Source organism: Lentibacter algarum (assembly GCF_018860975.1).
Lineage (GTDB): Bacteria > Pseudomonadota > Alphaproteobacteria > Rhodobacterales > Rhodobacteraceae > Lentibacter > Lentibacter algarum_A.
Genome location: NZ_JAHKQI010000005.1, coordinates 220,604 through 247,309, shown reverse-complemented (window position 1 = coordinate 247,309; position 26,706 = coordinate 220,604). Strand labels below are relative to the sequence as shown.

Here is a 26,706-nt window from a genome sequence, read left to right as displayed (position 1 = left end):
TAGCCCCTACGAGCGCCCCTTCCAAGGCACGAGGTAACGCTCGGCAATGCGCATCATGATGTCGATTCCATAGCCGATCACCCCGATCAGGATGATGCCCATAATCACGATATCCGTCAGCTGGAAGCGCGAGGCCACCATGATCATCATGCCGGCGCCCTTTTCGGCGGCGACAAGTTCGGCCGCAACAACCGTGCCCCAGCAAACGCCCATAGCAACCCGCGCACCGGTGAAGATTTCCGGCAACGAGTTGGGCACAATCACGTGCCGCATCAGCTGAAACTTACTTGCCCCAAGCGAATAGGCAGCGTGAACCTTGGTGATATTCACACCCGACACACCGGCCCTCGCAGCAATCGCCATGATCCAAAGAGCCGCCAAGAACAGCAGTATGATCTTACCGGTCTCGCCGATGCCCGCCCAGATGATCACCAAGGGGATCAGCGCCAAAGGCGGCACAGGGCGCATGAACTCGACGATCGGATCAAACCAACCGCGGAACCAGTTGCTCAGCCCCATCGCATAACCAAGCGGAATACCGACAAGCGCGCCAAAGATAAACCCGACAACAACCCGAAACAGCGAATACCCAAGATGCTCCCACAGTGTGAAACCCTGATATCCTTCGCTTGAAATTTCGCCAAACCGCTCAACAACCTTCTCGGGTGGCGGCAGCCAAATCGGCTCCATCTGCATGCCGCCCGGTGGGGTAATCGACAGCGCGCCCTTGTCTGTCAAGGTAACTTTGCCAGCGTCAACACTCACCGCTGTGCCAATCGCAATCGGCTTGCCATCAACCGCAACAATCTTGGCACCTTCCTTGCGCTTGGCCTCGTCGTTCTTGTCAAAAATTACTGTTTTGCTGCGCCCCGCAGACACCAATGCAACGTCGTTCTTGGCAAAGCCGCCTCCGGCCTCAACTTCGGGCAGCTCCGGCGCTTCACCGTGCTTATGAACCCGCAAAGTCACGGTTGCATCATCGGTGCTCCCATCAGCCGCCTCAAGCGTGTAAGTCAGCACTGCGTCGCCAACAAACGGGCCCGGCGCATGTATCGGTGCCCACTTTGACCCCGTGAAAGCCCCCCAAAGCAGGAAAATCGTCACAATCGAAATCACACTCGCCCAGCGGTTGGGCCGCACAGCGCTTTCGTCACCAAACGTCACCGTCTTAAGCGAGGTAAAGTCAGCCGACGTGCTCATCAAACGCCCGATAACATGTTTCACAAACAAGAAGGCCAGCACGAATATCGTGATGTAAATCAGCAGAATAATCATGCGCTTGCCTCCTCTGCACTGCCCATAATCTCTTCTTCCATGTCCCAGATCATGCTCAAAATTTCTTCGCGCTTCTCGCCAAACTCAGGGTGCTTCTTCACCTCCCGCAAATCCTGCCCAACGCCCAAATCGGCAAACGGCAAGCGGTATTCCTTGTGAATGCGCCCCGGCCGCGGCGCGAGCACCAGCAAACGCTCACCCAATAGCAGCGCCTCCTCAACCGAGTGGGTGATCAGAATGATCGTCTTGCCCGTCTCTTTCCACAACTTCAGAACCAGCCCCTGCATCTTCTCGCGCGTCAAAGCGTCGAGCGCGCCAAGCGGCTCATCCATCAAAATCACGTCAGGGTCATTTGCCAGACACCGCGCCAAAGCCACACGCTGTTGCATCCCGCCCGAAAGCTCGAACACAGACTTCTCCTTGAAGTCCGACAACCCGACAATGTTAAGCAGATGGTCAACGTTCTCGCGCCACTGCGCCTCGCGCTGGCCTTTCATACGCGGCCCGAAACTCACGTTCTCACGCACGCTCATCCACTCAAACAATGCGCCCTGCTGAAACACCATGCCGCGCTCGGCAGCCGGCTCGGTGATCAAATGATCATTCAGCGTCATGCTGCCTTCCGTCGGAGCCAGAAACCCGGCAACAATGTTCAAAAGCGTCGTTTTCCCACAGCCCGAAGGCCCGAGAACGCTCATCAACTCGCCTGTCTTGATCTCCAGCGAAATATCCTTAAGCGCCTGCACATGCCCGCCATTTGGCAAATCAAACCGCATCGAAATCTTGTCTATTGAAAGTGTCGAAATGCCCGCCCCCTTGAGGGCACCGCCCTCTGCTTTTTCTTGGCCTAAATATCCCCGCCGGAGGCATCAGCACTCACAGTAGGGTCTGACGCGCCAGAGATCAGTCTCCGGCGCGTCAAAGTGCTCTTAAAAGTGCTCTTACATGGCGCTCGCTTTAAGCGGGCCCGCGTTTACAGCGCCTTCATATGACTCAAGCGCCGCGTCGATGCTCTTGGCTTCAACGAACACATCCGCAACACCCTTCATAAAGGTCGCCGCGTTGCCACCGAGCCATGCTTCAGACAGCTGCTCTTCTGTGGTGGGGAAGGTGAACGTCGCCATGGTTTCCATCGTGGCTTTTTCGTCCATGCCCGCGTCTTTCGCGATCACTGGCAGCATTTCCGCTTGGTTGGCCTCGTCCGCCCACATCGCGTTCGCATCGGCCGTGACTTTCAGGAACTTAGCAACCAGATCACCGTTTTCAGCGATGAAACCCGCTGGCCCGGTTGTCGCATCAAACACCAGAATACCCAGCTCGGTTTTCTCGGCGCCCGTCATCAGTGTGTTGCCGTGCTCAAGCGCGCGGCGTAGCGAACCGCCCCAACCACAGAACATATCGACCGCGCCCTGCGCAATCGCCGCCGAGCCTTCAGGCGGGTTCATGTTCACAACTTCCATGCTGCCAACATCAACGCCAAAGTGGCTCATCTGCTTAAGAAAGCCGTAGTGCGCCGCCGTGCCGAGCGGAACAGCAACTTTCTTGCCAGCAAGCTCGGCTGCGTTCGACCCATCAATCTCAAGCGCTTCGGCCACGACACAGTTGTCGTTGTCAGCGTAGCTCACGGCCACATCCAGAACCTGAAGGTCCTGACCACCCGAGGCCGCAACAACGAACGGCGGAATGCCCTGGCTCACGGAAAGATGCACATCGCCCGAGGCCATCGCCGCGCTCATCTCTGTGCCCGAGCCAAACGCGCGCCAGTTAACCTTAACGCCCAGCGCTTCGTCGTATGTCCCTTTAACTTTGGCATACTCGAAAGGCATCGGCCATTCCTGGAAGTAGCCAACTGTGATTTCGTCTAAAGCGACGGCTTGCGAACCTGCGAGCATCGCCGCACCAGCCACTGCCGACATAAGTTTTGTCTTGAATTTCATTCGTATTCTCCCGTTGTCTGTTGTGTGTTCCGGTCATCGAAACACGAACCCGCCGTTCTAGCGGCGTTGAGTTGTTGGTCAGGCGCTTTTCTCACAAAACGGAGTGCCCTCGCGCAGCATCCGAACGTAATTGCCGATTCCGATCAATGTTTTTGTAGCCAAACCACTACGATTTTCGATTTCATAAAACTACTCCACGCGTTAATCAAAAGCTCCAACGCTTTTACAATAAAGCAATTTCGACTTTGCGCAATGTTTGGCCCCTGCTTGACTGGCTCCATAGCTCGCATCACACTGGCCCTATCAGACTCAGGGAAAATGGCGCTCTTCTACCCCTAGAATATGATCAAATCGCAGCTTACGAAGGCCGCATTTTACATTGGAGACACGCAAATGGATGGTAACCTTTCTGCAAATGACATCAGTCACATCGTTGACGCCGACCGCGCACATGTCTGGCATCACCTGACCCAGCACAAACCCTTTGAAACCGGCGAACCGCGTATCATCATTGAGGGCAAAGGTATGCGAGTCTGGGACCAGAAAGGCAAAGAATACCTCGACGCCGTCTCAGGTGGTGTCTGGACAGTCAACGTCGGCTACGGCCGCGAAAGCATCGCCAACGCCGTGCGTGACCAGCTGGTGAAGCTACCTTACTTCGCGGGCTCGGCCGGCTCTGTGCCAGGGGCATTGTTCGCTGAAAAACTGATCAGCAAAATGCCCGGTATGACGCGGGTTTATCAAACCAACTCCGGCTCCGAGGCCAACGAAAAAGCCTTCAAAATGGTTCGCCAGATTTCTCACAAAAACCACGGCGGCAAGAAATTCAAGATCCTCTACCGCGACCGCGACTATCACGGCAGCACCCTCGCCGCGATGTCGGCGGGCGGGCAAGACGAGCGCAACGCACAATACGGCCCCTTCGCGCCGGGTTTTGTTCGCGTGCCGCATTGCATGGAATACCGCGCACACGACCAAGGCATGGGGGATCTGACAGGCGAAGCCTACGCAGAAGCCAACGTCAAAGCCATCGAAGAGGTGATCCTCGCAGAAGGCGCCGACACCATCGGCTCACTCTGCCTTGAACCCGTTACAGCGGGCGGCGGCGTTATCCCCGCGCCCGAAGGCTACTGGCCCCGCATCCAAGAGCTGTGCCGCAAGTATGACATCCTGCTGCACATCGACGAAGTCGTCTGCGGTGTTGGCCGCACAGGAACCGAGTGGTTCGGCTACCAGCACTACGGCATCGAGCCTGATTTTGTGACCATGGCCAAAGGCGTCGCTTCTGGCTACGCGGCAATCGCCTGCTGCGTCACCAACGAGCGCGTGTTTGACATGTTCAAAGACAACTCCGACGACCCGCTCAACTACTTCCGCGATATCTCGACATTCGGCGGCTGCACCGCAGGGCCAGCGGCAGCGCTTGAGTGCATGCGCATTATCGAAGACGAGAATCTCTTGGAAAACACCACCAAAATGGGCGAGCGCATGGTGAACAACCTGAACGCGCTTTCCGAGAGCCATGCCATCATCGGCGATGTGCGCGGCCTTGGCCTCTTTGTCGGCGCTGAACTGGTCACAGACCGCACCAGCAAAGAGCCAGCAGATGAGAAGCTTGTCGCGCAAGTGGTGGCCGAATGTGGTGCGATGGGCGTGATCATCGGCGCAACAAACCGCTCGGTGCCGGGCTTCAACAACACGCTCTGCTTCTCTCCGGCGTTGATCTCAACTGCCGACGATATCGACAATATCACCGAGACAGTCGGCAAAGCGCTGAGCCGCGTCTTTGGCTGATATCATCAACGATCTGGGCCAGCCCATCGGCTGGCCCGTCACAACCACGCTGCCCTGCAAGCGCCCCCAGCACACCACGCTTTTGGGCCAGTATTGCGCGCTCGTGCCGCTCAATGTCGCCGCCCACGGCGACGATCTTTGGAAAGCTTTCAGCAAAGACAAATCCGGAGCAAACTGGACATACCTGCCCATCGGCCCATTCGAGCAAAAAGCCGACTTCATCACATTTCTGCAATCTGCCGAAGCCAGCCCAGACCCGCTCTATTACTCCGTGATCAAAGAGGGCCGCGCCATTGGCCACGCCACGTTCCTGCGCATCGACGAAAAACAAGGCGTGATTGAAGTCGGCTTCATCCACTTCTCACCGCTCATGCAACGCAGCCCCACCAGCACCGAAGCGATGTATCTAATGATGTCATACGTCTTCGACACCCTCGGCTACCGCCGCTACGAATGGAAATGCGACGCGCTCAACGCACCGTCGATTAGAGCCGCAAAACGCCTCGGCTTTTCGTTTGAAGGCATCTTCAGACAAGCGACCACCTACAAGGGCCGCAACCGCGACACGGCTTGGTTGTCGATTTTGGACAGCGAGTGGCCCGCCCAAAAAGCCAGGTTTGAACGCTGGCTTAAACCGACGAATTTTGACACAGAGGGTCGGCAACAAACTTCACTCTAGTTTCGAATTTTGCTGCGCAAAATCCGACCCATGCGGGGGCCAGCCCCCGCACCCCCGGGATATTTTTACCAAGAAAAACAGTGAAACTTCTCGACTTTTTCCTGGTCTAAATATCCTCGTTCCGTTGCCGCCAATCGGCTTTTGCCGATGATAGGGGAGGCATCCGCGATCTCAAACTTGTCGAACGGCGCCTTTTGCCGCCGAGGTTGTCAAAGCAGCGTAAGCCCTGAGTGCCGTCGTCACCTTGCGTTTGCGTGGCTTGGCTGGCTTCCAGCCGCTGGCCTCCATCGCCTTACGTCGCGTTGCCAGTGTGGCATCGTCAACATCAAGGTGAATTTTGCGGTTGGGGATGTCGATCACGATTGTGTCGCCCTGCTCGACGAGCCCGATGGTGCCGCCCTCGGCTGCTTCTGGTGAGCAGTGACCGATGCTGAGACCTGACGTGCCGCCCGAGAAGCGCCCGTCTGTGAGCAAGGCGCATTTCTTGCCAAGGCCCTTGGATTTAAGGTAGCTCGTTGGATAGAGCATTTCTTGCATGCCCGGCCCGCCGCGCGGCCCCTCGTAGCGGATAACAACAACGTCGCCCTCTTTCACTTTGCCGGTGAGGATGTCGCTCACAGCCTGATCCTGGCTTTCGCAAACATAGGCAGGGCCCGAGAAGTTGAGGTTGCTCGCATCAACGCCCGCTGTCTTAACGATACAACCATCAAGCGCGATGTTACCGAACAAAACCGCCAAGCCGCCGTCTTGCGAGAAGGCGTGCTCTTTGGTGCGGATAACGCCGTTTTCGCGGTCGGTATCCAGCTCTTTATAGCGGTTCTGGGTGCTAAACGCTTCTGTCGTGCGTACGCCGCCGGGGGCCGCCTTGAACAGCGCTTCAGCTTCGGGGTTATTGGCAACTTTGATGTCCCATTTGGCAATCGCCTCGCCCATTGTCGCCGAGTGCACTGTCGGCGGATCAAGATGCAACAGCCCAGCGCGACTTAGCTCACCGAGGATAGAGAAAATTCCGCCCGCGCGGTGCACATCTTCCATGTGAACATTCTCGATGTTGGGCGCGACTTTGCACAGGCACGGCACATTGCGTGACAGGCGGTCCATGTCTTCCATGGTAAAATCAACCTCGCCCTCATGGGCAATCGCCAGCAGGTGCAACACAGTGTTCGTCGAGCCGCCCATCGCTATATCGAGGCTCATCGCGTTCTCGAAAGCATCAAACGTAGCGATCTCGCGTGGCAGCAGGCCCTTCTCTTCCTCAAGGTAGTGCCGCTTGGTGATCTCGACAATCTTACGCCCGGCCTCAAGGAAAAGCCCCTTACGGTCAGCATGTGTCGCGAGCGTCGAGCCATTGCCCGGCAACGCGAGGCCCAAAGCCTCGGCGAGGCAGTTCATCGAGTTCGCTGTAAACATCCCCGAACACGAGCCGCACGTCGGGCAAGCATTCTCTTCGATGTGCTGCAACTGCTCATCAGTGAACTTGTCATCAGCCGCGGCGACCATCGCATCAACCAAGTCGATCTTGTCCAAGTCGAGGTCTTCGAGCTCGATCTTGCCGGCCTCCATCGGCCCGCCAGATACGAAGATAACCGGAATGTTCAGCCGCATCGCCGCCATCAACATACCCGGAGTGATCTTGTCGCAGTTCGAGATACAGACCATCGCATCCGCACAATGCGCGTTAACCATATACTCGACAGAGTCAGCAATGATCTCGCGTGAAGGCAATGAGTAAAGCATGCCGTCGTGGCCCATAGCGATACCGTCATCAACGGCTATGGTATTGAACTCCTTGGCAACTCCGCCAGCCGCTTCAACCTCACGCGCCACCATCTGGCCGAGGTCCTTGAGGTGAACATGCCCCGGCACGAACTGGGTAAAAGAGTTAACAATCGCGACAATCGGCTTGCCGAAATCGTCGTCTGTCATCCCCGTCGCGCGCCAAAGGCCGCGTGCTCCGGCCATGTTGCGGCCGTGTGTGCTTGTCCGTGATCTAAGTGCTGGCATGTCTGCCTCCCGCGTTTATCTGCAAGCGAGAAACCATATGAGGCTCCTGAAATCAAGCCTCACAGCTTCTTGTTACTTTGCCCGTGCATTGACCAAATCAGCCTTCAACTTCTGAATGGTGTTTTGCTGTCGTGCGATATGCCTCGCCCACGGCGTATATTGGGCAATGCGCGCATCTTCGCTGTGTAAAAATCGGTCGTCATCTGCCGGTTTCTCTGCCCCGAACGCACCGGTAAACACCCGCAATGTCGCGTGAAACTGCCGTTCGTAAAACGCCGCCAAGGCCTGCTCCCGGCCGAGGCCTTCCTGCGCACGCAAAAAGCTTTCAACCCGCTGCATGATTTCACCCTGATCACGCATCACGCGATCAAAGTAGCCCCCCGTGTCACCCCCCGTGTCACTCGCCGTGCCTTGACCTGCGTGCTGCACATAATGATAGCCCAGCACCTCGACATGCTCAAACCGCTCTGCAAGCCAGAACACCGCGGCATTTAGCAAAAAATCATCGCCATGAAAGGCTTTCACAGGCGCGCTTAGCTGTTCAAACGCAGTCAACAATACCGAGCGCCGGTAGAGCTTGTTCCAGAGCGCAAACAAATACCGGAAGCCAAAAAACTGTTTCATTAGTTCGCCACGATCAGTGATCACATGCGCAGTGTCGGGCTTGCCGCGCAGTGTTAGCGCACCGTCCCGGGCCTTGGTCATCGCGCGAAAAGCGACAATATCAGCCTTGTCCAACGCGCCGCCCAACTGACTGTAGAGCACCGGATCAACCCAGTCATCGGCATCAGCAAACTGGACAAACCGCCGTGTCGCAACTGCTGCTCCAGCGCGTCTGGCTTCAAATGCGCCGCTGTTTTGGGGCAGCCGAACAAGCTTGTCAATTCTCCTCAAAGCCCGCGCCGAAAGCCGCGCCTCAAGCGGCACATCCGAGCAATCGTCAACCACAATAATCTCGGGACGCGCCTCCATATCAAACAGGCCCTGCAAGCAAGCCTCAAGCACCTCTGCGGCCGTGTTGTAGCTGGGCACAATCAGCGAAATATCAGCCGCTTCAGTCATGGTTTCCTCCTGTTCAGGCGCGTGCGGCGATGTCTTGCGCCGCATCATAGCCTTCGCGCGCCGCGTCAATCGTTGCAAGGTTCTCAAGCGCCCAACCGGCCAGAACCTTTACCGGCTCGCGAAACGACATCCCTAACTCAGTCAGCTCATACTCAACTTTGGGCGGGATCGTCGGGTAGTAGGTGCGCCGCACCAGCCCGTCGCGCTCAAGCTGCTTGAGCGTCAGGCTCAGCATCCGCTGTGAAATGCCCAAGTTGCGTTTGAGCTCGTTAAACCGTAGCACGCCGTATTGCGCCAGCGACACCACAACCAGCACGCTCCACCTGTCACCAACCCGCGCCAGAACTTCGTTTATACGCCCGCAATCGGGGCAGCCAGCTACATCAGCCATGTCGGTTCCTTCCATGATACCGAGGCTACTAAATGTGCCTCCTTGCGGCTCCGCTTGGTTCTTATTATATCGCCGGTTACAAATATATACTACCCTCTAAAGGAACACACCGATATGACCAAGACCCCCCTCATCGAGCGCCTCAACTGGCGTTACGCAACCAAAAAGATGGACCCGGCCAAGCCAGTTTCAGAAGACAAAGTCGCGCAGATCGTTGAAGCGATCCAACTCGCGCCAACATCAAGCGGTACCCAGCCGTTCGAGCTGTTTGTGATCACCAACCCCGAGACCCGCGCCGAAATCCGCAAAGTTGCATGGGATCAAACTCCGATCACCGACGGCTCGCACCTCCTCGTTTTCGCCGCGTGGGACAACTACACAGCCGAGCGCATCGACGCCGTTACCGACCAGCTCAAAGCCGAGCGTGGCGACTTGCCCTTGCTCACGGCCTACTACGATAATCTCAAGAACACCTACTTGCCGCGTGACGCCTCGGTGAACCATGATCACGCCGCCCGCCAAGCCTATATCGCGCTTGGCCTCGCCATGGCCGCCGCCGCCGAGCTAGAGGTTGACGCCACCCCGATGGAAGGCTTTGACCCCGACAAAGTTGACGAGATCTTGGGCCTCAAAGACAAAGGCCTGCGCTCGGTCGTCATCATGCCCCTCGGCCACCGTGAGGAAGGCGCCGACTGGCTGCTGCCAATGCCAAAAATGCGCAAACCCCTCGAGAAGCTTGTGACGCGCCTTGACTAAATTACTGCTGGTTGCCGGCTTAGGTTGGCAACCAGTTATCCGTGCCGTTGAGCATAGTTACCATACACAGTGGAGGGTTGAGCTCACACTGACCAATGCTGCGCGTTGCTTGATCGTCGGCTATTCCATTGAACCAACCCAGACCGATTAAGTGGCTTTTCGAGTGCCTTTGCACTTGGGGAAACTCGAACAGCCCCAGAAAGCATCGCCTGTCCTACGATTAGTCCGCTTTATCATCTCTGCGCCACACCGTGGACATGCTATTTGACCCGAGCTGACCGCAGGTATTTTGGTTGGTGTCCGCTTTTTGGCTGCCACCTTCTTTTCCAAATTTTTCAAGTGTTCATTGCGCATTGCCTTCGTGCCTTCCAAAGCCTCACCGCGCAACTTCTTCGAGTATGTGTCTACTTGTACGTCAGTTAGTATCTGCATCTTTTGAAGCGCAATAAGTTTACCAAGATCTTTCAAGCCCCAAGCAACGCTTTCTGGCATTGCCGTCTTCGGTTCGGCTGTCCCGGTAAACACAACAAAATTGTGCAGAGTACTTTGATCGACGTTCAAAATTTTCTGTACGGCCTTCACGTGTGCGTAGTTCTGTCGAAGAGGGTTTTGAAAACTTCGCTTGCTGCGTTTTTGCACTTGAGTCCATTTCTGTTGGTCCGCACCACCAAAAATCCAGCCGGACATGTTCTTGGTTTCGATCACAAAAATCCCGAAGCGAGATAGGACCAGATGGTCAATCTGAGTTGTGCCACCGGCGATCGGCAAAATTAAATCCGTCAGCACTTTATAGTCTGGTTCGCTCAGAACAGATGTGAGCGCATTGTGCACCAGCCGCTCTCCTCGAGCGCCTTTTCTTTCAGGTGTATTGATACTATTTTCAATCGCCCAGATTGTAGACCTTAAGAGGAACTTCAGCATTAGAAATCACGCTTCTTTCATTAGTAATGGCATCCACCATCATCCTAGATAGCACGCCTGTCGAGTATCTCCGCCGATTTAGGTCAAATTTTGGCAACTCAACGAACCTTGAACCGCTATCGTTCGCCAACAATACCTGCCCCACAATCCAAACAAAACCTTTCACCCTACCCGTGCCGCTGCCGGCTATCCTTTGGCGCTTCATCGCGCTCAAACTTGCCGTAGTCGCGGATCACACTCACAACCCGCAGCCTGTAGTCTTCAAACAGCTCGCCGCGTCCGGCCTCCTGCGCGCCGCGGTGTTCTTCAAGTGCGCGCCAACGCTGCACCGCGGCCTCGTCTTCAAAGAAGCTGAGTGACAGGATTTTACCTTCCGTCGTCAGGCTGGCAAACCGCTCGACGCTGATAAAGCCCTCAACCTGCTCCAAGAGCGGCTTCATCTTTGCGGCCATCGCAAGGTAGCCCTCCTGCTTGCCCTCCGCGACTTGCACCTCAAAGATCACGCCTATCATTTTGATCCTCCATGTGGCGCTGACGCCAGTCTCAAAAACGTGCGGTCTTCGCGCAGCAAGAACTTCTCGCGCTGCGCAAACTCGTAGTTTTCGCGGCCCAGCGGATCAGCCGACAGCCGCGTGCGGTAGGCTTCATACTCCGCCAGATTTTGCACATTGTATATCCCGTAAGCCAGTGTCGAGCTGCCCTCATGCGGTGCATAATATCCGATCAGGTCGGCCCCGCAGCGCGGGATAGCCTCGCCCCAGTTTCGGGCATAATGTTCAAACTGCACTTTCTTCGTCGGGTCTATCTCATAGCGGATAACACAGGTCAGCATATCAGTTTCCTTTTGCTGCCTTTTGATACGCCCGATCCGCGCGAGAGTGTTGCGCAGTCGCTTCGTCACAGAGCGCAACGTTAACCCTTTTTGGCCCTTCCAAACGTCTGCACGCATTATGCACTGCGGTATGCACTGTAGTATGCACGGGTTGTGCAGGCCGGTTCGCGGCGTTAACCGGCCTGAACGTAAGTCCAGATTGCCAAGCAAACCAGTCCAGTCTAGGGTTCGGGATCATGGCGATTTCAGTTGAGACATTCTTTCTCGCTCCCGAAGGGCAAGGCACGCTTCAGGCCCGCATCCAGCAGATGGTTGCCGAGGGCATTCTCTCGGGCCGCCTGTTGCGCGGCGAGAAACTGCCCTCGACCCGCAAGCTCGCAAAGCACCTTGGCGTCAGCCGCATCACCGTCACGCTGGCCTACACCGAGTTGCAAGCAAACGACTACCTCAGCTCGCGCGGCCGTTCCGGTTACTACGTCTCCGAGAACGCCCCCGAACCGCCCGCCTTTGAGCCACAGCCAGAAAGCGAAGACAGCATCGACTGGTCTCGTGCCCTTGGGCAACGCTTCTCTGCCGACGGCGCAAATCGCAAGCCCTCCGACTGGGCGCGCTATCGCTTTCCCTTTGTCTATGGTCAGACCGATCCAACCCTGTTTGACCACGCCAACTGGCGCCTCTGCGCCCTTCAGGCATTGGGCCAAAAGGACTTTGAATCACTGACATCCGACTACTATGATCAGGACGATCCCGAGTTGATCGAGTTCATCCTCAGGCACTCTCTGCCGCGCCGTGGGATCATCGCCAAGCCTGATGAAATTCTGGTAACCATGGGGGCTCAGAATGCCCTCTGGCTGGCAGCACAAGTGCTGTTGACACAACGCCGCACCGCCGCCATCGAAGAGCCATGCTACCCGTCGCTCCGCAGCATTCTCAGCCAGTCACGCTGTCACTTAGCCCCTGTTGGCGTTGATGCTGACGGGCTGAAGTATGATGACATACCGCCCGAAACCGATGTGATCTTCACCACCCCCAGCCACCAGTGCCCAACCACAGCGACCATGCCACTGGAGAACCGCAAAAGCCTGTTGCAAAAGGCCCGCGCCCTTGACGCACTGATCGTTGAAGACGACTACGAGTTTGAAATGTCCTTCATGCGCGCGCCCTCTCCGGCGCTCAAATCTCTCGACAGCGAAGGCCGTGTTGTCTACGTCGGCAGCTTCTCCAAATCGCTGTTTCCAGGCCTTCGTCTCGGCTATCTCGTCGGTTCCCGCGCCTTCATCCGTGAGGCCCGTGCGCTGCGCACAACCGTGCTGCGACATGTTCCCGGACACGTGCAGCGCACTGCCGCATATTTCCTGCGGCTCGGTCACTATGACGCGCTGATCAGGCGCATGTCAGGGGTGCTTTCCGAGCGCCGGCAAGTGATGACCGAGGCCATCGAAGAGCATGGGCTAAGCATCGCCGGCACCGGCGCTTTTGGCGGCTCGGCCTTCTGGATGCGCGCGCCTGACCACATCAACACTGAAGTCCTTGCGGCTCGCCTCCAAGCGCACTCGGTACTCATCGAGCCGGGAAAACCGTTCTTTGGTGAAGACAACGCGCCCCAAAACCACTATCGGCTGGGTTACAGCTCTATTCCGTCATCACGAATTCCCGAAGGGCTTGAAATCATCGCGCGTGAGATCAAAAACTGGTCCTAAACCCGCAGGTTTTCTGGCCCTAACCCCCTTGCGCTCAGGCACGTAACTTCGCATCAACTTGGGGCCTATAAGCCCGATTCTGCTCGCTCATTTGATTTTCAGGAGACACCTATGAAAATGACCACCGAAGAAGCCTTTGTGAAGGTCCTCCAGCGCCACGGCATTCAACATGCGTTCGGTATTATCGGCTCCGCCATGATGCCCATTTCGGATCTCTTCCCCAAAGCAGGCATCGCATTTTGGGACTGCGCCCATGAAGGTTCCGCCGGTATGATGAGCGACGGTTACACCCGCGCCACAGGCAAGATGAGCATGATGATCGCCCAAAACGGCCCCGGCATCACCAACTTCGTCACCGCCGTCAAAACTGCATATTGGAACCACACACCCCTGCTGTTGGTTACGCCCCAAGCGGCCAACAAAACCATCGGTCAGGGCGGCTTCCAAGAGGTCGAGCAGATGAAACTGTTTGAGGACATGGTCGCCTACCAAGAAGAGGTGCGTGACCCCTCTCGCGTCGCCGAAGTGCTCACCCGTGTGATCAGCCAGGCCAAGCGCCTGTCTGGCCCCGCACAGCTCAACATTCCGCGTGACTACTGGACGCAAATCGTCGATATCGACATCCCTGATCCGATCGAATTCGAGCGCTCACCAGGTGGCACAAACTCCGTCACTGAAGCCGCTGCTTTGCTCAGTTCAGCCAAGAACCCCGTCATCCTCAACGGCGCGGGCGTAGTGCTTTCTGCGGGTGGCATTGACGCTTCAAAGGCTCTCGCCGAACGCCTCGATGCCCCTGTCTGCGTTGGCTATCAGCACAATGACGCCTTCCCTGGTTCGCACCCGCTCTTTGCTGGCCCCCTCGGCTACAACGGCTCAAAGGCAGGCATGGAACTGATCAAAGACGCCGACGTTGTGCTCTGCCTCGGCACGCGCCTCAACCCGTTCTCAACACTGCCGGGTTACGGCATGGACTACTGGCCCACGAGCGCCAAAGTCATCCAGGTTGACATCAACCCAGACCGCATCGGCCTGACCAAAAAGGTTGCTGTCGGCATTGTCGGGGACGCGGCGATGGTCGCCCAAGGCATCCTCTCGCAATTGTCCGATACAGCAGGCGATGCAGGCCGTGCAGCACGTAAAAACAAGATCGCTGACACCAAGTCAAAATGGGCACAGCAACTCTCCAGCATGGATCACGAAGACGATGATGAAGGCACCGACTGGAACAAGCGCGCACGCGGTGACAAGCCTGACTGGATGAGCCCACGCATGGCGTGGCGCGCGATCCAATCGGCCCTGCCAGCAGATGCAATCATCAGCTCCGACATCGGCAACAACTGTGCCATCGGCAACGCATACCCGAGCTTTGATGAGGGCCGCAAATACCTCGCCCCTGGCCTCTTCGGCCCTTGCGGCTACGGCTTGCCAGCGGTTGTCGGCGCCAAGATCGGCTGCCCAGACGTGCCAGTTGTCGGCTTCTCGGGCGACGGCGCATTTGGCATCGCGGTCAACGAACTTACAGCCATCGGCCGCGGCGAGTGGCCTGCTGTCACGCAGGTTGTTTTCCGCAACTACCAGTGGGGCGCTGAAAAACGCAACTCGACGCTTTGGTTTGACGATAACTTCGTCGGAACCGAGCTCGACGAACAAGTCAGCTACGCCGGGATCGCCAATGCTTGCGGCCTCAAAGGCGTCGTTGCCCGCACGATGGACGAACTCACTGCCGCCCTCAAGCAAGCCTGCGATGACCAAAAAAAGGGCATCACCACGCTCGTTGAAGCGATGATCAACCAAGAGCTCGGCGAGCCTTTCCGCCGTGACGCGATGAAAAAACCGGTTTCTGTGGCCGGTATCAACGCCGATGACATGGTTGAGCAGACACCGTCCTGATAGCGGTGGATTTCTTGACCGACTTGTGATGTGTTCGCCCGAATTTAGCGGCGAACACATTCAAGAAAGGCACATTCATGACCGAGCCATACCCCTTCCTGAGCACGACAAAACCAAGTGCTCCAGCAACGCTGCTCGCGCAAGCGCGTAGCCTTCCAGTGCCGCGTGTTGCTCTTGTAAACGCTGGTGCCGTTAACCCGCTGCTTGGCATCCGTGAAGCCGCCGAAGCAGGCCTTGCCGAGCCGATCCTCATCGGTGATGAAGCCAAGATCAGAGCCGCAGCCGAGGAAGTCGGCTACGACATTTCGCAGCTTCGCCTCATACACGCACCCCATGCCGAGGCCAGCATCAAAGCCGCCGAGCTTGCCCGCGAAGGTGAGGCTGATGCGATCATGAAAGGGCAGGTGCACACCTCGACGTTTCTCAAAGGTTTACTGCCGTCAAAAGCCGGTCTGCGTGATCGTAAAACCCGTTGTGGGCACGTCTTTCACATCACCACGCCGCACAATGACCGCCCGCTCCTGCTCACCGACGCCGCGCTTAACGTGAACCCGTCAGTTGCCACGCGACAGGCCTGCCTCACGCACGCCGTGACCCTCGCGCAGACCCTCGGCATCACCCGCCCCAAAGCCGCACTGCTTGCCCCGTCAGAAGACGCAACGCCCTCGATCGCCAACACTATGGAAAGCGCCGAAATAGCTGCTTGGGCGCAGGAGAACCTGCCGCAAGCCGACGTCGCCGGCCCGATGGCGATGGACCTCATCCTCTCCAAACGCGCCGCCGAAGTGAAGAGCTACGTGAGCCCCGTTGCTGGTGATGCCGACATTATCGTCACCCCGAACATCACCTCCGGCAATGCGCTGTTCAAGCTCTTCGTTCTCGGCATGGGCTGTTGCGCTGGTGGCCTTGTGATCGGTGCCAAAGTGCCGATCCTGCTCACTTCGCGCAGTCAGGAAGCCCCCGCACGCCTCGCCTCTGCGGCCCTCGGCGTTATCGCAGCAGACCAAGCCAAGGGAGCCGCCTGATGTTTCTGGCCCTCAACACCGGCTCGTCCTCGATCAAGATCGCGGTGTTTGATGCCGCGCTTGATTTGGTCGTTGAAGGCAACATCGCCGGTGTCGGCACCGAGGGCAAATTGACACTTGGTGAGCACAAAGAAAATGTCACCACCGCCGATCACAACGAGGCTCTCGATTGCCTGCTCGACGGGCTGGTTGAACGCGGCATCACGCTTGATCAGATCTCCGCCGCAGCGCACCGTGTTGTGCATGGCGGTCGCCGCCTCACCGAGCCAACGCGCATCACCGACGAGACACTTGAGCAGATCGCAGCAATGATCCCTCTCGCCCCGTTGCACAACCCTGCGGCGCTTGCAGGCATGGCCGCTGTTAGCAAGCATCTGCCAGATATCCCGCAGTTCGCCAGCTTTGATACCGCCTTTCATGCTGGCCAACCCGCCCTCGCAACAACCTATGCCTTGCCACTCGCGCAACGCGAGAAGGGCATCCGCCGCTATGGGTTTCACGGGTTAAGCTATGCTGGCATGGTGCGTCAGTTGGGTGATCAACTGCCAAGCCGCCTGCTCGCGCTTCACCTCGGTGCGGGCGTCAGCCTCTGCGCGATCAAAGATGGCAAATCTATCGCAACAAGCATGGGCTACTCACCGCTTTCCGGCCCGACAATGGCCACCCGCACAGGTGATATTGACGGCATGGCTATACTGCGCATTGCCAAAGAAGAAGGCTTCGAGAAGGCGGCACATCTGCTCAACAAAGAGAGCGGCCTGCTAGGTCTGTCCGGCACAACAGCCGACATGCGCACCCTGCTTGATGACCCATCAGATGAAGCGCAGTTCGCGGTTGATCACTTCGTCTACACCGTCGTGCATCAAGCCGGAGGCCTCGCCGCCGCACTTGAGGGTGTCGACGCGATCGCTTTCACCGGCGGCATCGGTGAGAACTCCGCGCCCATCCGTGAGCGCATTTTGGCGCGGCTTGCGTGGTTAGGGGATGTTCCCGTGCACGTTGTCCCCGCTGACGAAGAGCGCCAGATCGCGATTGATGCAAGCGCGCTCATGGAGAAAAAGTGAATTACGCCAGCGCCACCATGATAGCCGTCGCCGCAACAATGTCGTCAACACTTGCACCACGGCTCAGGTCACATACCGGCCGCGCAAAGCCCTGTAAAAACGGCCCCAAAGCCTGCGCTTCAGCAAGTTCCTGGCAAAGTTTGTATGCGATGTTTCCCGCATCCAAACTCGGGAACACCAGCACATTCGCCGCGCCGGTTCCCGCTCCCTTCTTTTCGGCAATCACCGCATTCAAGGCGGCATCGGCCTGCACTGGCCCGCTAAAACCCGCCAACTCGGCCGCCGCCCTCACGCGCTCAACGCTTTCGCCCGCACCGCTTGTGCCAGTTGAAAACGAGAGCATCGCAACCTCGCTCCGCCCGAACAATGCCTTGGCTGAAGCCGCTGAAGCACGCGCGATATCGGCAAGCTCGCCCGCGTCAGGCGCGATATTTACTGCGCAATCCGCAAACAGCAACTCGCGTCCATCAGGGAAGAGCATGACGAAAAATGACGACACGGTCGCAACATTCTCCGCAGGCCCAATCGCCATCGCCGCCGCCTCGATCACCCGCTTGGTCGGGCTATCCGCCCCCGCGACCATCGCGTCAACCTCGCCGCAAGCAACCATCGCCGCCGCTTGGTATAGCGGCTTGGCAAGCAGCCGCCGCGCCATGGCTTCTTTCATGCCTCGCGCGGCAACCAAAGCCGCAACCTGCGCCTCACTCACATCCCCCAAAGCAACAGGCACACAGAGCCCCTCGGCCGCAAGCTGCGACATCGCTTCAGCCACTCGTGGCTCATCGGCTTCCGGAAACACAACACGCGCAGGCCGTGCCTTAGCTGCATCAAAAACTTTCTCTAAAAACTGCATGTATGCTCCTGTATACTGCCCTCAAAGGAGCCAGCTATGAGCACAGACGTCAAGATCAATCGCGGCCTCAAAGGCATCTACTTCGAGCGCTCCGGCGTCTCTCATATCGACGGTGCGAAAGGCGAACTCAGCTATCGCGGCTACTCAATTCATGACCTTGCGACCAAATCGACATTTGAAGAAGTTTGCTACCTGTTGATCAACGGAGAGCTGCCAACCGCCGACGAACTTGCCACATTTGAAGCCAGGCTCAAAGCCGCCCGCACGCTACCCGACGCGATCTATGATATCATCCGCAGCACACAACAGGGGCATCCGATGGACGTGTTGCGCACCTGTGTTTCGGCCCTTGCGGCACTCGAACCGGCAAGCGCAGAGACCGGCGAAGAGGCATTCATCAGCAACGGAATCCGCCTCACCGCGCAAGTGCCGATGATCATCGCCGCACATGAAAACATCCGCAACGGCCGCGCACCCGTCGCCCCTGACAACACCCTAAGTCACGCCGCAAACTGGCTCTACATGCTCAAGGGCGAGAAGCCCTCAGAAGCCGCTGCAAAGCTCGCCGATGTTGACTTCATACTGCACGCCGAACACGGCGCAAACGCCTCGGCCTTTGCGGCCCGCGTCACCGTCGGAACCGAAGCAAACCTGCACGGCGCCATGGTCACAGCCCTCGCCACGCTCGCAGGCCCGGCTCACGGCGGCGCCGCCGAAGACGTGATGAAAATGGTGCACGAAATCGGCACCCCGGACAAGGCCGCCGCCTACGTCAAAGCCAAGCGCGCCAACCGCGAGGCTGTCACTGGTTTCGGGCACCGCGTCTACCGCGCCGAAGACCCGCGCGCGCGCCACATGCGTGATGGCGTCAAGCAGTTGGGCGATGAAATGGGCGCACCAGAATGGTATGAAATCCTTCAAGGGGTTGTCGACGCGATGAAGCCCTACGCCCGCCACGGCCTTAACGTAAACGTCGATTTCTACTCAGGCGTCATCTACCAGTTGCACGGTATCCCGATGGATCTATACGTGCCGATCTTCGCCATCGGCCGTATGCCCGGCTGGATCATCCAATGCATCGAGCAACAGCGCGGCAACATCCTGATCCGCCCGCTGACACTGTATAACGGGCCGGAAATGCGCGACTACGTGAGCATGAAAAACCGGTGACAGCACTCGCACAACTTACCACACTCGAGCTCGCCTTCGCCCTCATCGCCGTCTTCACAGCAGGCGTCGTGCGTGGCTTTGCCGGCTTCGCTCTTTCGGCGCTGATCATGGCTGCTCTCGCCACCATGATCCCACCTGTCGAGCTGATCCCCGTCTGCACCATGCTTGAGCTTGCCTCAGCAGCCCTGCTGATACGTGGAGGTTTCAGCGAGGCCAACAAGCGCATGGCTTTAACCCTGCAAGCTGGCGCGCTCATTGGCGTGCCAACAGGTTTGTATCTGACGACCACGATCGACCCTGAACTGTCAAAACTCGTCGCACTCTGCCTCGTCGTCGGGCTTGCTCTGTTGCAACTCGCCAAGGTGCGCCTGCCGCTCACGACATCCCCGGTGCCGACATTCCTAACAGGCATCTTTTCGGGCTTCGTGACAGGCCTTGCCAGCATCGGCGGCATGGTCATCGCGCTTTATGCTTTAGCCTTGCAAATGCCGCCCAAAAAAATGCGTGGCTCGCTGATCTTGATCATCTTCATCGGCGGCTCTCTCACGTTCCTGTGGCAGATCCTCTATGGCATGATCACCACGCTCGCGCTCACCCGCTTCGCAATTTTCGCAGTGCCAATGCTCGCTGGAGTCCTGCTGGGCCGCACCTACTTCAAGCCCGAATACGAGCGCTATTACCGCCCGTTTTGCTTAACCCTGCTTATAGGCCTCGGCCTCTTCGGCCTGATGCGCACACTGCTCTAAATGCTCGCGCAATCCAACATGATAACTGGTCATCTCAACCACGGCATCAAGCCCGCATCCAGCCTCGGCAAGCACCAGCCTGATCTTCTCAAACGCCGGGCGAAACTGCGCTTCATCATTCTCTGGCATAACCCCGTCAAAAACACATGCCCGCCGCCCCAGCTGCCTGCCTAAACGCCTCCGGGATAGTCGCTCGCTTGCTCATAAACCCTTAGGCTTTTCTTTTGGCAAAAATACTCATTTCTTCCGCCAGCTATCCAGCCACTTTTGCACGCGGCTTTTGCGCTCGTCATAGCCGCCTTCAAGCGCTTCCATTGTCGGGTCGACCGTGCGCTCGACAAACTGCCGCCACATCGCGCGGATCATAAGAAGTGCAAAGAACAAGCATACAAAAAAGAAAATGTTGAACCAAGGGATCACCCGCTCGTCAGGGCCGCTCGCAGGGCGTATATCAATCGCATTCGGGTAAATCGAAATGTATTTATTGCGCCAGCCATAATGCGTAATCACAACCCACTTTTCAGCGCCCGCTGTGGTCACATTGGCCCCCGCCGCTGCCTGCAGGTTTGCCGTGTCAAACTTGAAATACGGCGGCCAGATCCAGCCGGTGTCCTCGTTGCGATAGACCATCACCTCTGTGCTGTCACGCTGCCAGAAACCAAGCAGCCAGGTGTTCTTTTTCTCGACGTTGATCAACCGCAAGTCGCGCGTTGCCAACTCGGCAGCGCCGCCGTCAGCCTGCGCATAAAACATCCTGTTGATACTTGAGAAGTCCGTTCTGATCACTTCCGTCGAAATCACGCGCGCAACATCATGCTGCGGCAGAACGTAGTGCAACAGCCCCGCAACCAAAACAAAAATAGCAATCCGCAAAACCCGGCGTATCTGGCGCATCTCTTAATCCTCAATAATATGTCGTAAATATATGAACGATGGCGATGAAAAACAGAGGCACAAGGTAGATGCATATTCTTAGCACCCAAGGCCACGGCCCCGCCTCATAGTGTGTCATGCCCTCTTCTACATAGGCCTCGCGCCCGCTCACGTCAGCACCGGCGTTGTCCGCACGCCAGCGCTTTTCCAAGGCTTCGCGCCTCAGGCTGCGTGCAAAGATCGACACCGCAAAATAGATCACGCTACAGCCCACGGCCCACAGCAACATCAATCTGACAAAGCTCATCCTCGCCCCCTCCTCCCAGTCATCTTTTTACAGCGCCCCAAGGCCCGACCTTGGCAATCAAATCTTGTGGCACGGCACCGTCATCGTCGCTCATCGGGGCTTCATGCCCGAACAGCGCCTCGCGCGCGCCTGCCTTGTCTACAGCATATTCCCGTTGCAGAAAATCGGCCACAAATGATTTCTTGGTCTCGCTCCAGTCAGCATACATCTGGTAAAACAGCTCTTTGTGGCAAATAAACAGTTGCCGCACATCCTTTGGTGCCAGCTCCGAGAGCAGCATGTTCACAAGGTCACGGTCGGCGTGGTTTGCTGCTCTGAGCGTGTAAAAATATGCAGGGTGGTCACTGGTTATACGCGGCCAACTGCCGCCGCCCTCTGCCCAGTTCACCAAGTCACCCAGCGCATGAAACTCGGCAGGCAGTTTGTCAGCATGCGAGCGCCCCAAAGCACGAATGTCTGCCCGCCGCGCGCCCGTCAGATCAACACCTGCCTCCTGCGCCGCATCAACAACGATAAAGTCCATTTTCTGCCGCAAGATCGCCGCCGCATCTATGCCGCGTGCTTTCACGATAGGCTCAACCAAGTCATTGTATTCAAAGAACTTCGCAACTTGGTTTCGGTCGTCCAGATCAAACACATATTTGATAGGCAAGTCGCCAAGCGCCGCCTTATCCGTGCGGGCAATCACGGCAGGGTGCTCAACACCGCGAAACATGTAGAGCCCGCCAAAATGTGCCGTCCAAAAGTTGTCTTGGGCAAACTCCCGGGCCGTGAGCCGCACAGGGTTGCGCACAACATCGCCCGTGCCCTTTGCAGTTTCGATCATCTCGGCAATCAAAACATCGTCAAACCAGCCGTCTTCCTCGCCTTTGAAACGGTCGATCAACTTGCCCAGTTTTTCGCCCTCGCGCACGGTGCCTTCCGTCGTATCCGCCTCGATCTCGATCTTGCGAATGTCAAACAATTGCACCGGCTCCGCGACACTGTAAACCGAGTTAAGCAACTCCCCCGCAACAGCATCCCGCGCCGTCAGAGCAAACAACTGCCGCTCGTTCTCCTCGATGAACTGCCGTAAAATGCCACGTGATGTCGAGAACTGCACATGCAAAAGCGGCGCAGTGCGTTGTTCTGTGCTCAACAAAATAAACTGCCGGTTGCACCCCCCTTGATTGAGGTAGTGCTGATCGCCCAGCTCATCACCCACTTCGGGAGAATATCCGCTGATGTCTATATGAAAGTCCTTAAGCTTCGTGCGCTTCCCCGTCAGATGCTCAAGCGCACGATTATACCGCTCGACCAGCGCAGGGCTGTCGACATGGATAAGGTTCCCAAACATAAGGCCGCGTTCAATTAGGCGTTTCATAGGCTGCCTTTCGCGTTGGAATCGATCACGAACGGGACACAAATATCCATTTCTGCTTGAGGCACGGGAGTTTGAAACTGCATTTTCACGGGGTGACCTTGAGCAATTCACAGTTTCTTTCTACGAACTCGGCTTGAACCATATCTTTCGAGAAAGTTTCGAACAATCGGCGCGGCTCATTCAAATCTTGGCCGAGTGACTTTCTCACTTCGTCTTCCACGTCAGCCCAGAGGTTTCCCAACCTAAATTGAATCGGCTTGTTCAGAAGAAACATAATCGCGACCCTTTGTTCAGCAACTGTAGTTGGCGAAAATTCATCTTTTTCAAAGAAGCCTGTCGCCAATTTTTCTCCTTCTTCCGAATGCTTTTCTATGATTGGAATTGGCATTTCTGCGATGATCGCAAGGTGCGCGCACGCCAAGTGCGCACGTGCGCCTCGAACGAGTAGAGAAATTTCTGCTCTCTCTTCTTGAGAAACCTTCTGTTTCGCAAATGCTGGAAACGTCACCAGCGAAACTAGCACTAATACCGTAGCGATTAAGTTTACCCTCAACCTCACCCCTGCCCCTCCAAATACCTTTTCTTCGCCTCTTCCTGACGGCCAAACTCGCGGACCATGTTCTCAATCGCGACTTCGTCTGACTTGTCGGCATAGCGGAACTCGCTGTCGGCGTAGCGGTTGATCTCTTGGATCACCATCTCGGTGGTGATCGGCACCCGCAGTTCAGAAATCATCGCCTTCTTGTCATCATACCCCTTGAACAAAAACAGCTCGGGGTTTTCCATCCACTCATCCGGCAGCTCAAAGTCCATCGCGCGCACTTTCACAGCGTCGGTGATGTTCTTGATGGCACGCCCCGTAAAGCGCTCGTCGGCTTCTTGGATGCCCTTCAGATACGTGCCCATCTTGGCAATCGTGTCCAGCTCACCAATCTCGGAATGCACCCGATCAAACACCTCAAGCAAGCCCGCCTCATGCGGTTTTGAGTGCGCTTCAAAGCTCTTGGCAACGGCTGTCTTAATCTCCTGCGCCGCGTAAAGCTCGTGCTCGCCCAGCGGAATATCGTGGTTCTTGCCCATCAACAGCGCGAGGATATCAATGTAGTCGTCCCGCGTCTTCGGCCCATCCACGAGGAACCTTGCCCCCGCACGTTGGCGCAAAGCATCATCCACGTTTTCGGGGTAGTTACTAAACATCCCGAACGTGCAGTTCCCGCGCACAACCGTATTGGCCCCCGCAAAGCTCTCCATCAAGACAGCGGTGATCTCGAGCTGCCCAGCTGAAGACTGCCTGTCGCCGCGCTTGCCAGCAAGCTGGTCAATGTCGTCAATCGTGCCAAATCCAATCGCATTCGGATCAATGATATTGTTGATAAACGCCTTGGCGTTCTGCCCTGACTTGCCCTGATAACTGTCAATATTGTCGGTGCTCAGGTTCTGGTATCGGAACGGATATCCCGCCACCTGACAGTAGTCATTCAGCAAGCCAGCCATCATCTGAATAAGCGTGGTCTTGCCCGTCCCGGGCTTGCCGTCACCCATGAAGGTAAAGATAAAACCGCCAAGGTCGGCAAACGGATTGAGCCGCTTCTCAAAGTCATAGGCCATCAGCATTTTGCTCAAACGAAGCGCCTGATACTTGGCGATATGGTTGCCCACAACCTCATTGGGCTTCTTGAACGTCATCGTCAGCTTGCTGCCCTTTGAGCGCAGCGCAGGCGTAAAGCCCTGCACGCTAAAATCATCTGCCTCAACCCGCCAGCTCGCCGCCAAAAACGGCTCAAGCCGCACAGCCGACTGCGCCCGCAAAGCTGCCTTCTCCATCAACTGCTCTGCAAACGCCGCAACCGTAGCTACCAGCTTGCTATCATCCGAAGCATGCGCCGCGATGTCTTGGTCAAGCTCCCAAAGCGCACCGTAAAGAGCCATCTGCCCGCTCTCGGTCAAAAGCTCGTCAACTTCGCCAACTTCAACAGTCACTTCGCCGCCCATTGAGGCCAGCAAAAATGCCGCCGCATTGCCAAACACATGCGCCGTTACCAAGGCCTCGGCACTCAGCAATTCAGAGAAGGCATCTTCCTTTCCGCGTGGCACACCGCCCTCAAGGTTCGCCCGCTTCAAATCTGCAAGCTCCGTCTGTTCAGCATAATTCTCGGCAACCGCCAGCGAAATCGCAATCGCGCGCCTGAGCGCCTGCAACACCCCTGCTTGGCTAGAGGAAACCAGCGGATCATCGCCATCAGAAGCCTCAACCCGAGCAATCAGCTGCACACCTTCTGGCCGCGCCGTGCGCTTCGTCACCAGCCCCGGCGTCGTGCTGCGAAACCGCCGTCTTGTGCCCAGCCCGGAAGACTTCTCAACTGGCGCCTCAGCCGCGCCTTTGCCGATGCGCGGCGTATGATCAAACCCCTCAAGCATGGCAACAGCCCTAGCGTAATGCTTGGTAATGTCTTCCTCGCGAAGCTCCATCTGATCACTTGATTGGCTCATGATTCACCCCATTATATTTTTATCAAACACTCAAAACAGCGCCCGATTTGCTCACTACAAATTTGCGCACGCTTGCAAAACCTGCTGGCTGTTTTTCTTCCAAGACAGCAAACGGCCGTTGCGGCATGATAATCGCGCGCTCCATGCGCGTCGCCCCCGTGTCGGCGCCCCGCCCCGCGAAAGGGTCTAACGCAAACACCTCACGCTCGACAGTTCCAAACCACCCCGAGCGCGCCTCGGTCACGCGCTCGCTCTCAAGCTCTTCGATGGTCCAGGCCAGTGCCCAGTCTTCGCCCGCTGGCGACTTGGCCTCGCGCAACACGTCACGCATTGGCCCGGATTGCAAAGTAAATGCCGAGGAATACATCGGCCCGATGTGAAACCGCCGCAGCCGCTTGGGGTGCAAATCGTCAAACGCCTCGTCAAAGCCCTTGGCAATCGTCAGCAGTTTCAGCCCCTCCATAGACTGGCCCATCAAATGCGCCTGTGCCTCCGGCCAGCGGCGCTGGTCTTTCGGTAGCGCTGTGCGGCCCGTGTCTTCCACATCCAGAATGTAAACAGTCGGCAAGTTGATCTGGCTATCATAGACCGCCCAGTGCAGCGTATAAGTGCGCCGGCCTTCGAGGCCATGCTCCCAAATCGCGCGCGGATCATTGCGTGCCCAAAACATGTCACCCTTGAGCAGCTCTTCATAATAGAGCCTCTGGCTAAGCGCATACTGCAACTTCACCGGCACTTCGCGGTCGCCAACAACCTTGCGCACCATCTCGTCTTTAAGCGCGTCCACACTCGGCATATTCTCTAAATGCCGCGCCGCTTGTTGGGCGTCATTGGCCATCAGCATCAACTCGCTGAACACCGGAAAGCCGCTCTCGACACGGTCCATGCTCAGCACCCCGCCAATGCGGTTGCCACGGCCAGCCATCAGATATTTCATGCTCAAAGCTTTGAACGTAAAGCTCATTTGCACAATGTAGCGTGTGAGGATCTCGACATCGCGTTCGGCCAAACGCCCCTCGCCCTGCATCACTGCCGCAACGCGGTTTAGGTGCTGGGTGATCGCCTCGAACTTGCGAAAATAACGGCGGGAGGCAAAAGTATCCTTCAGCCCCACATGGTCGCGGTCTTGAGTGATATCATCACGGCGGTCTTGCGTGTTACTCATCCACATGCGCCTTTTGCTCTCGCCAGAGGCTAAACGCTGTGCCTGCTGAAGAACCGACAAAAACCAGGGCCAAAAGCCCGTTGCTGAACTCTGTGAAGTAGGCGACACCAGCGGTAAAAACCCCCGTCGCTGCGACTTGCAAAGCCCACTCAAGCCAGCTCCTCGGCGCCCCTATTAGGCGCGGCTTGTCCGGCTGTTTCTGATCACTCATCTCGTCTCTTTTCCATCAAATACGCGAGGCCGCCCAGCGCGCAAAACACGATCAGCCCGATGCCCTTGGGAACCGTGCCGAAGCCGAGGCCGTCAAACCACGCCCAAGCATTGAGGCCAAACAAATCGCCCAAGCTGAGCACCACAACGACCACGATGCAAAGCGTTACAATGCCAACCCAGAGACGCCGCACTGGCC

General features: G+C 57.1%; 28 protein-coding genes. 9 read left to right on the top strand and 19 right to left on the bottom strand.

The genetic code is table 11. The features are described 5' to 3' along the window. Positions 1–6 precede the first annotated feature (6 nt). From KO498_RS05575 to KO498_RS05565, 3 genes are all read right to left on the bottom strand, one after another. Entirely contained in the window at positions 7–1,275 is a 1,269-nt protein-coding gene (locus tag KO498_RS05575; protein ID WP_215958895.1) for an ABC transporter permease, read from the bottom strand. After that, positions 1,272–2,081: an ATP-binding cassette domain-containing protein gene (locus KO498_RS05570; protein ID WP_215959411.1), complete on the bottom strand. Its 810-nt coding sequence runs from the start codon at positions 2,079–2,081 to the stop codon at positions 1,272–1,274. The genes KO498_RS05575 and KO498_RS05570 overlap by 4 nt, the downstream gene beginning before the upstream one ends. Before the next feature lie 135 nt (positions 2,082–2,216). Continuing rightward, on the bottom strand, positions 2,217–3,212 hold the full coding sequence (locus KO498_RS05565; protein WP_215958894.1) for a taurine ABC transporter substrate-binding protein: 996 nt from the start codon (positions 3,210–3,212) through the stop codon (positions 2,217–2,219). A 393-nt stretch (positions 3,213–3,605) separates the two neighbouring features. Here KO498_RS05565 and KO498_RS05560 point away from each other — a divergent pair, with 393 nt between their 5' ends. Then, a complete protein-coding gene (locus KO498_RS05560) occupies positions 3,606–5,006 on the top strand; it encodes an aminotransferase family protein (protein ID WP_215958893.1) in 1,401 nt (466 codons plus the stop codon). Then, positions 4,999–5,685 (top strand): GNAT family N-acetyltransferase, encoded by a 687-nt coding sequence (locus KO498_RS05555; RefSeq protein WP_215958892.1) that lies wholly within the window; start codon positions 4,999–5,001, stop codon positions 5,683–5,685. Before KO498_RS05560 ends, KO498_RS05555 begins: the two co-directional genes overlap by 8 nt. A gap of 171 nt (positions 5,686–5,856) precedes the next feature. Here KO498_RS05555 and ilvD read toward each other — a convergent pair whose 3' ends face one another. The 3 genes from ilvD to KO498_RS05540 form a co-directional block, all read right to left on the bottom strand. Further along, complete coding sequence (gene ilvD / locus KO498_RS05550) at positions 5,857–7,689, bottom strand: dihydroxy-acid dehydratase (RefSeq protein WP_215958891.1); 1,833 nt, start codon at positions 7,687–7,689, stop codon at positions 5,857–5,859. 72 nt (positions 7,690–7,761) lie between these two features. Beyond that, on the bottom strand, positions 7,762–8,751 hold the full coding sequence (locus tag KO498_RS05545) for a glycosyltransferase family 2 protein (RefSeq protein ID WP_215958890.1): 990 nt from the start codon (positions 8,749–8,751) through the stop codon (positions 7,762–7,764). A gap of 13 nt (positions 8,752–8,764) precedes the next feature. Beyond that, positions 8,765–9,142, bottom strand: coding sequence for a winged helix-turn-helix transcriptional regulator (locus KO498_RS05540; RefSeq protein ID WP_215958889.1), 378 nt, complete (start codon positions 9,140–9,142; stop codon positions 8,765–8,767). Between the two features lie 114 nt (positions 9,143–9,256). Between KO498_RS05540 and KO498_RS05535 the strand changes: the two genes are divergently transcribed. Further along, complete coding sequence (locus tag KO498_RS05535; RefSeq protein ID WP_215958888.1) at positions 9,257–9,898, top strand: NAD(P)H-dependent oxidoreductase; 642 nt, start codon at positions 9,257–9,259, stop codon at positions 9,896–9,898. Between the two features lie 147 nt (positions 9,899–10,045). Here KO498_RS05535 and KO498_RS05530 read toward each other — a convergent pair whose 3' ends face one another. The 3 genes from KO498_RS05530 to KO498_RS05520 form a co-directional block, all read right to left on the bottom strand. Further along, positions 10,046–10,819: a nuclease-related domain-containing protein gene (locus tag KO498_RS05530; RefSeq protein WP_215959410.1), complete on the bottom strand. Its 774-nt coding sequence runs from the start codon at positions 10,817–10,819 to the stop codon at positions 10,046–10,048. A 167-nt stretch (positions 10,820–10,986) separates the two neighbouring features. Continuing rightward, entirely contained in the window at positions 10,987–11,331 is a 345-nt protein-coding gene (locus KO498_RS05525) for an antibiotic biosynthesis monooxygenase family protein (RefSeq protein ID WP_215958887.1), read from the bottom strand. Continuing rightward, on the bottom strand, positions 11,328–11,651 hold the full coding sequence (locus tag KO498_RS05520; RefSeq protein ID WP_215958886.1) for an NIPSNAP family protein: 324 nt from the start codon (positions 11,649–11,651) through the stop codon (positions 11,328–11,330). Before KO498_RS05520 ends, KO498_RS05525 begins: the two co-directional genes overlap by 4 nt. Positions 11,652–11,887: 236 nt before the next feature. Between KO498_RS05520 and KO498_RS05515 the strand changes: the two genes are divergently transcribed. The 4 genes from KO498_RS05515 to KO498_RS05500 all read left to right on the top strand — a co-directional run bounded on the left by KO498_RS05515 (position 11,888) and on the right by KO498_RS05500 (position 17,330). Then, positions 11,888–13,351 (top strand): PLP-dependent aminotransferase family protein, encoded by a 1,464-nt coding sequence (locus tag KO498_RS05515; RefSeq protein WP_215958885.1) that lies wholly within the window; start codon positions 11,888–11,890, stop codon positions 13,349–13,351. A 111-nt stretch (positions 13,352–13,462) separates the two neighbouring features. Continuing rightward, on the top strand, positions 13,463–15,241 hold the full coding sequence (xsc, locus tag KO498_RS05510) for a sulfoacetaldehyde acetyltransferase (RefSeq protein ID WP_215958884.1): 1,779 nt from the start codon (positions 13,463–13,465) through the stop codon (positions 15,239–15,241). A 77-nt stretch (positions 15,242–15,318) separates the two neighbouring features. Beyond that, entirely contained in the window at positions 15,319–16,266 is a 948-nt protein-coding gene (locus tag KO498_RS05505; protein ID WP_215958883.1) for a phosphate acyltransferase, read from the top strand. Beyond that, entirely contained in the window at positions 16,266–17,330 is a 1,065-nt protein-coding gene (locus KO498_RS05500) for an acetate/propionate family kinase (RefSeq protein WP_215958882.1), read from the top strand. Before KO498_RS05505 ends, KO498_RS05500 begins: the two co-directional genes overlap by 1 nt. 1 nt (position 17,331) lies before the next feature. Here KO498_RS05500 and KO498_RS05495 read toward each other — a convergent pair whose 3' ends face one another. Then, positions 17,332–18,183 carry a phosphate acyltransferase gene (locus tag KO498_RS05495; protein WP_215958881.1) on the bottom strand — a complete coding sequence of 284 codons (852 nt, stop codon included), beginning with the start codon at positions 18,181–18,183 and terminating at the stop codon, positions 17,332–17,334. Between the two features lie 36 nt (positions 18,184–18,219). Between KO498_RS05495 and KO498_RS05490 the strand changes: the two genes are divergently transcribed. Then, positions 18,220–19,353, top strand: a complete 1,134-nt coding sequence (locus KO498_RS05490; protein ID WP_215958880.1) for a citrate/2-methylcitrate synthase — start codon at positions 18,220–18,222, stop codon at positions 19,351–19,353. Then, positions 19,350–20,099 carry a sulfite exporter TauE/SafE family protein gene (locus KO498_RS05485; RefSeq protein ID WP_215958879.1) on the top strand — a complete coding sequence of 250 codons (750 nt, stop codon included), beginning with the start codon at positions 19,350–19,352 and terminating at the stop codon, positions 20,097–20,099. The genes KO498_RS05490 and KO498_RS05485 overlap by 4 nt, the downstream gene beginning before the upstream one ends. Here KO498_RS05485 and KO498_RS05480 read toward each other — a convergent pair. From KO498_RS05480 to KO498_RS05440, 9 genes are all read right to left on the bottom strand, one after another. After that, the gene (locus KO498_RS05480) at positions 20,046–20,228 is read right to left on the bottom strand and encodes a hypothetical protein (protein ID WP_215958878.1); all 183 of its coding nucleotides are present in this window, start codon (positions 20,226–20,228) and stop codon (positions 20,046–20,048) included. The genes KO498_RS05485 and KO498_RS05480 overlap by 54 nt on opposite strands. Before the next feature lie 108 nt (positions 20,229–20,336). After that, complete coding sequence (locus tag KO498_RS05475; RefSeq protein ID WP_215958877.1) at positions 20,337–20,993, bottom strand: DUF1523 family protein; 657 nt, start codon at positions 20,991–20,993, stop codon at positions 20,337–20,339. 10 nt (positions 20,994–21,003) lie between these two features. After that, entirely contained in the window at positions 21,004–21,279 is a 276-nt protein-coding gene (locus KO498_RS05470; protein ID WP_215958876.1) for a hypothetical protein, read from the bottom strand. Between the two features lie 19 nt (positions 21,280–21,298). Beyond that, positions 21,299–22,642, bottom strand: coding sequence for a DUF6638 family protein (locus KO498_RS05465; protein WP_215958875.1), 1,344 nt, complete (start codon positions 22,640–22,642; stop codon positions 21,299–21,301). A gap of 85 nt (positions 22,643–22,727) precedes the next feature. Then, positions 22,728–23,150 carry a hypothetical protein gene (locus KO498_RS05460; RefSeq protein ID WP_215958874.1) on the bottom strand — a complete coding sequence of 141 codons (423 nt, stop codon included), beginning with the start codon at positions 23,148–23,150 and terminating at the stop codon, positions 22,728–22,730. A gap of 47 nt (positions 23,151–23,197) precedes the next feature. Then, positions 23,198–25,132 (bottom strand): AAA family ATPase, encoded by a 1,935-nt coding sequence (locus KO498_RS05455; protein WP_215958873.1) that lies wholly within the window; start codon positions 25,130–25,132, stop codon positions 23,198–23,200. Positions 25,133–25,154: 22 nt separating this feature from the next. Beyond that, the gene (locus tag KO498_RS05450; protein ID WP_215958872.1) at positions 25,155–26,297 is read right to left on the bottom strand and encodes a hypothetical protein; all 1,143 of its coding nucleotides are present in this window, start codon (positions 26,295–26,297) and stop codon (positions 25,155–25,157) included. Continuing rightward, on the bottom strand, positions 26,290–26,508 hold the full coding sequence (locus tag KO498_RS05445; RefSeq protein WP_215958871.1) for a hypothetical protein: 219 nt from the start codon (positions 26,506–26,508) through the stop codon (positions 26,290–26,292). Before KO498_RS05445 ends, KO498_RS05450 begins: the two co-directional genes overlap by 8 nt. Next, positions 26,501–26,701, bottom strand: a complete 201-nt coding sequence (locus tag KO498_RS05440; protein WP_215958870.1) for a hypothetical protein — start codon at positions 26,699–26,701, stop codon at positions 26,501–26,503. The genes KO498_RS05445 and KO498_RS05440 overlap by 8 nt, the downstream gene beginning before the upstream one ends. Between the last annotated feature and the right edge of the window lie 5 nt (positions 26,702–26,706).

What these genes read in the sequence shown, in the direction of transcription:
- KO498_RS05535 (WP_215958888.1), top strand. Translation starts at nt 9,257, where the DNA reads ATGACCAAGACCCCCCTCATCGAGCGCCTCAACTGGCGTTACGCAACC.
- KO498_RS05465 (WP_215958875.1), bottom strand. Translation starts at nt 22,642, where the DNA reads ATGAAACGCCTAATTGAACGCGGCCTTATGTTTGGGAACCTTATCCAT.
- KO498_RS05500 (WP_215958882.1), top strand. Translation starts at nt 16,266, where the DNA reads ATGTTTCTGGCCCTCAACACCGGCTCGTCCTCGATCAAGATCGCGGTG.
- KO498_RS05450 (WP_215958872.1), bottom strand. Translation starts at nt 26,297, where the DNA reads ATGAGTAACACGCAAGACCGCCGTGATGATATCACTCAAGACCGCGAC.
- KO498_RS05490 (WP_215958880.1), top strand. Translation starts at nt 18,220, where the DNA reads ATGAGCACAGACGTCAAGATCAATCGCGGCCTCAAAGGCATCTACTTC.
- KO498_RS05445 (WP_215958871.1), bottom strand. Translation starts at nt 26,508, where the DNA reads ATGAGTGATCAGAAACAGCCGGACAAGCCGCGCCTAATAGGGGCGCCG.
- KO498_RS05525 (WP_215958887.1), bottom strand. Translation starts at nt 11,331, where the DNA reads ATGATAGGCGTGATCTTTGAGGTGCAAGTCGCGGAGGGCAAGCAGGAG.
- KO498_RS05545 (WP_215958890.1), bottom strand. Translation starts at nt 8,751, where the DNA reads ATGACTGAAGCGGCTGATATTTCGCTGATTGTGCCCAGCTACAACACG.
- KO498_RS05495 (WP_215958881.1), bottom strand. Translation starts at nt 18,183, where the DNA reads ATGCAGTTTTTAGAGAAAGTTTTTGATGCAGCTAAGGCACGGCCTGCG.
- ilvD (WP_215958891.1), bottom strand. Translation starts at nt 7,689, where the DNA reads ATGCCAGCACTTAGATCACGGACAAGCACACACGGCCGCAACATGGCC.
- xsc (WP_215958884.1), top strand. Translation starts at nt 13,463, where the DNA reads ATGAAAATGACCACCGAAGAAGCCTTTGTGAAGGTCCTCCAGCGCCAC.
- KO498_RS05455 (WP_215958873.1), bottom strand. Translation starts at nt 25,132, where the DNA reads ATGAGCCAATCAAGTGATCAGATGGAGCTTCGCGAGGAAGACATTACC.
- KO498_RS05475 (WP_215958877.1), bottom strand. Translation starts at nt 20,993, where the DNA reads ATGCGCCAGATACGCCGGGTTTTGCGGATTGCTATTTTTGTTTTGGTT.
- KO498_RS05530 (WP_215959410.1), bottom strand. Translation starts at nt 10,819, where the DNA reads ATGCTGAAGTTCCTCTTAAGGTCTACAATCTGGGCGATTGAAAATAGT.
- KO498_RS05520 (WP_215958886.1), bottom strand. Translation starts at nt 11,651, where the DNA reads ATGCTGACCTGTGTTATCCGCTATGAGATAGACCCGACGAAGAAAGTG.
- KO498_RS05505 (WP_215958883.1), top strand. Translation starts at nt 15,319, where the DNA reads ATGACCGAGCCATACCCCTTCCTGAGCACGACAAAACCAAGTGCTCCA.
- KO498_RS05480 (WP_215958878.1), bottom strand. Translation starts at nt 20,228, where the DNA reads ATGCCAGAGAATGATGAAGCGCAGTTTCGCCCGGCGTTTGAGAAGATC.
- KO498_RS05575 (WP_215958895.1), bottom strand. Translation starts at nt 1,275, where the DNA reads ATGATTATTCTGCTGATTTACATCACGATATTCGTGCTGGCCTTCTTG.
- KO498_RS05540 (WP_215958889.1), bottom strand. Translation starts at nt 9,142, where the DNA reads ATGGCTGATGTAGCTGGCTGCCCCGATTGCGGGCGTATAAACGAAGTT.
- KO498_RS05515 (WP_215958885.1), top strand. Translation starts at nt 11,888, where the DNA reads ATGGCGATTTCAGTTGAGACATTCTTTCTCGCTCCCGAAGGGCAAGGC.
- KO498_RS05560 (WP_215958893.1), top strand. Translation starts at nt 3,606, where the DNA reads ATGGATGGTAACCTTTCTGCAAATGACATCAGTCACATCGTTGACGCC.
- KO498_RS05565 (WP_215958894.1), bottom strand. Translation starts at nt 3,212, where the DNA reads ATGAAATTCAAGACAAAACTTATGTCGGCAGTGGCTGGTGCGGCGATG.
- KO498_RS05470 (WP_215958876.1), bottom strand. Translation starts at nt 21,279, where the DNA reads ATGAGCTTTGTCAGATTGATGTTGCTGTGGGCCGTGGGCTGTAGCGTG.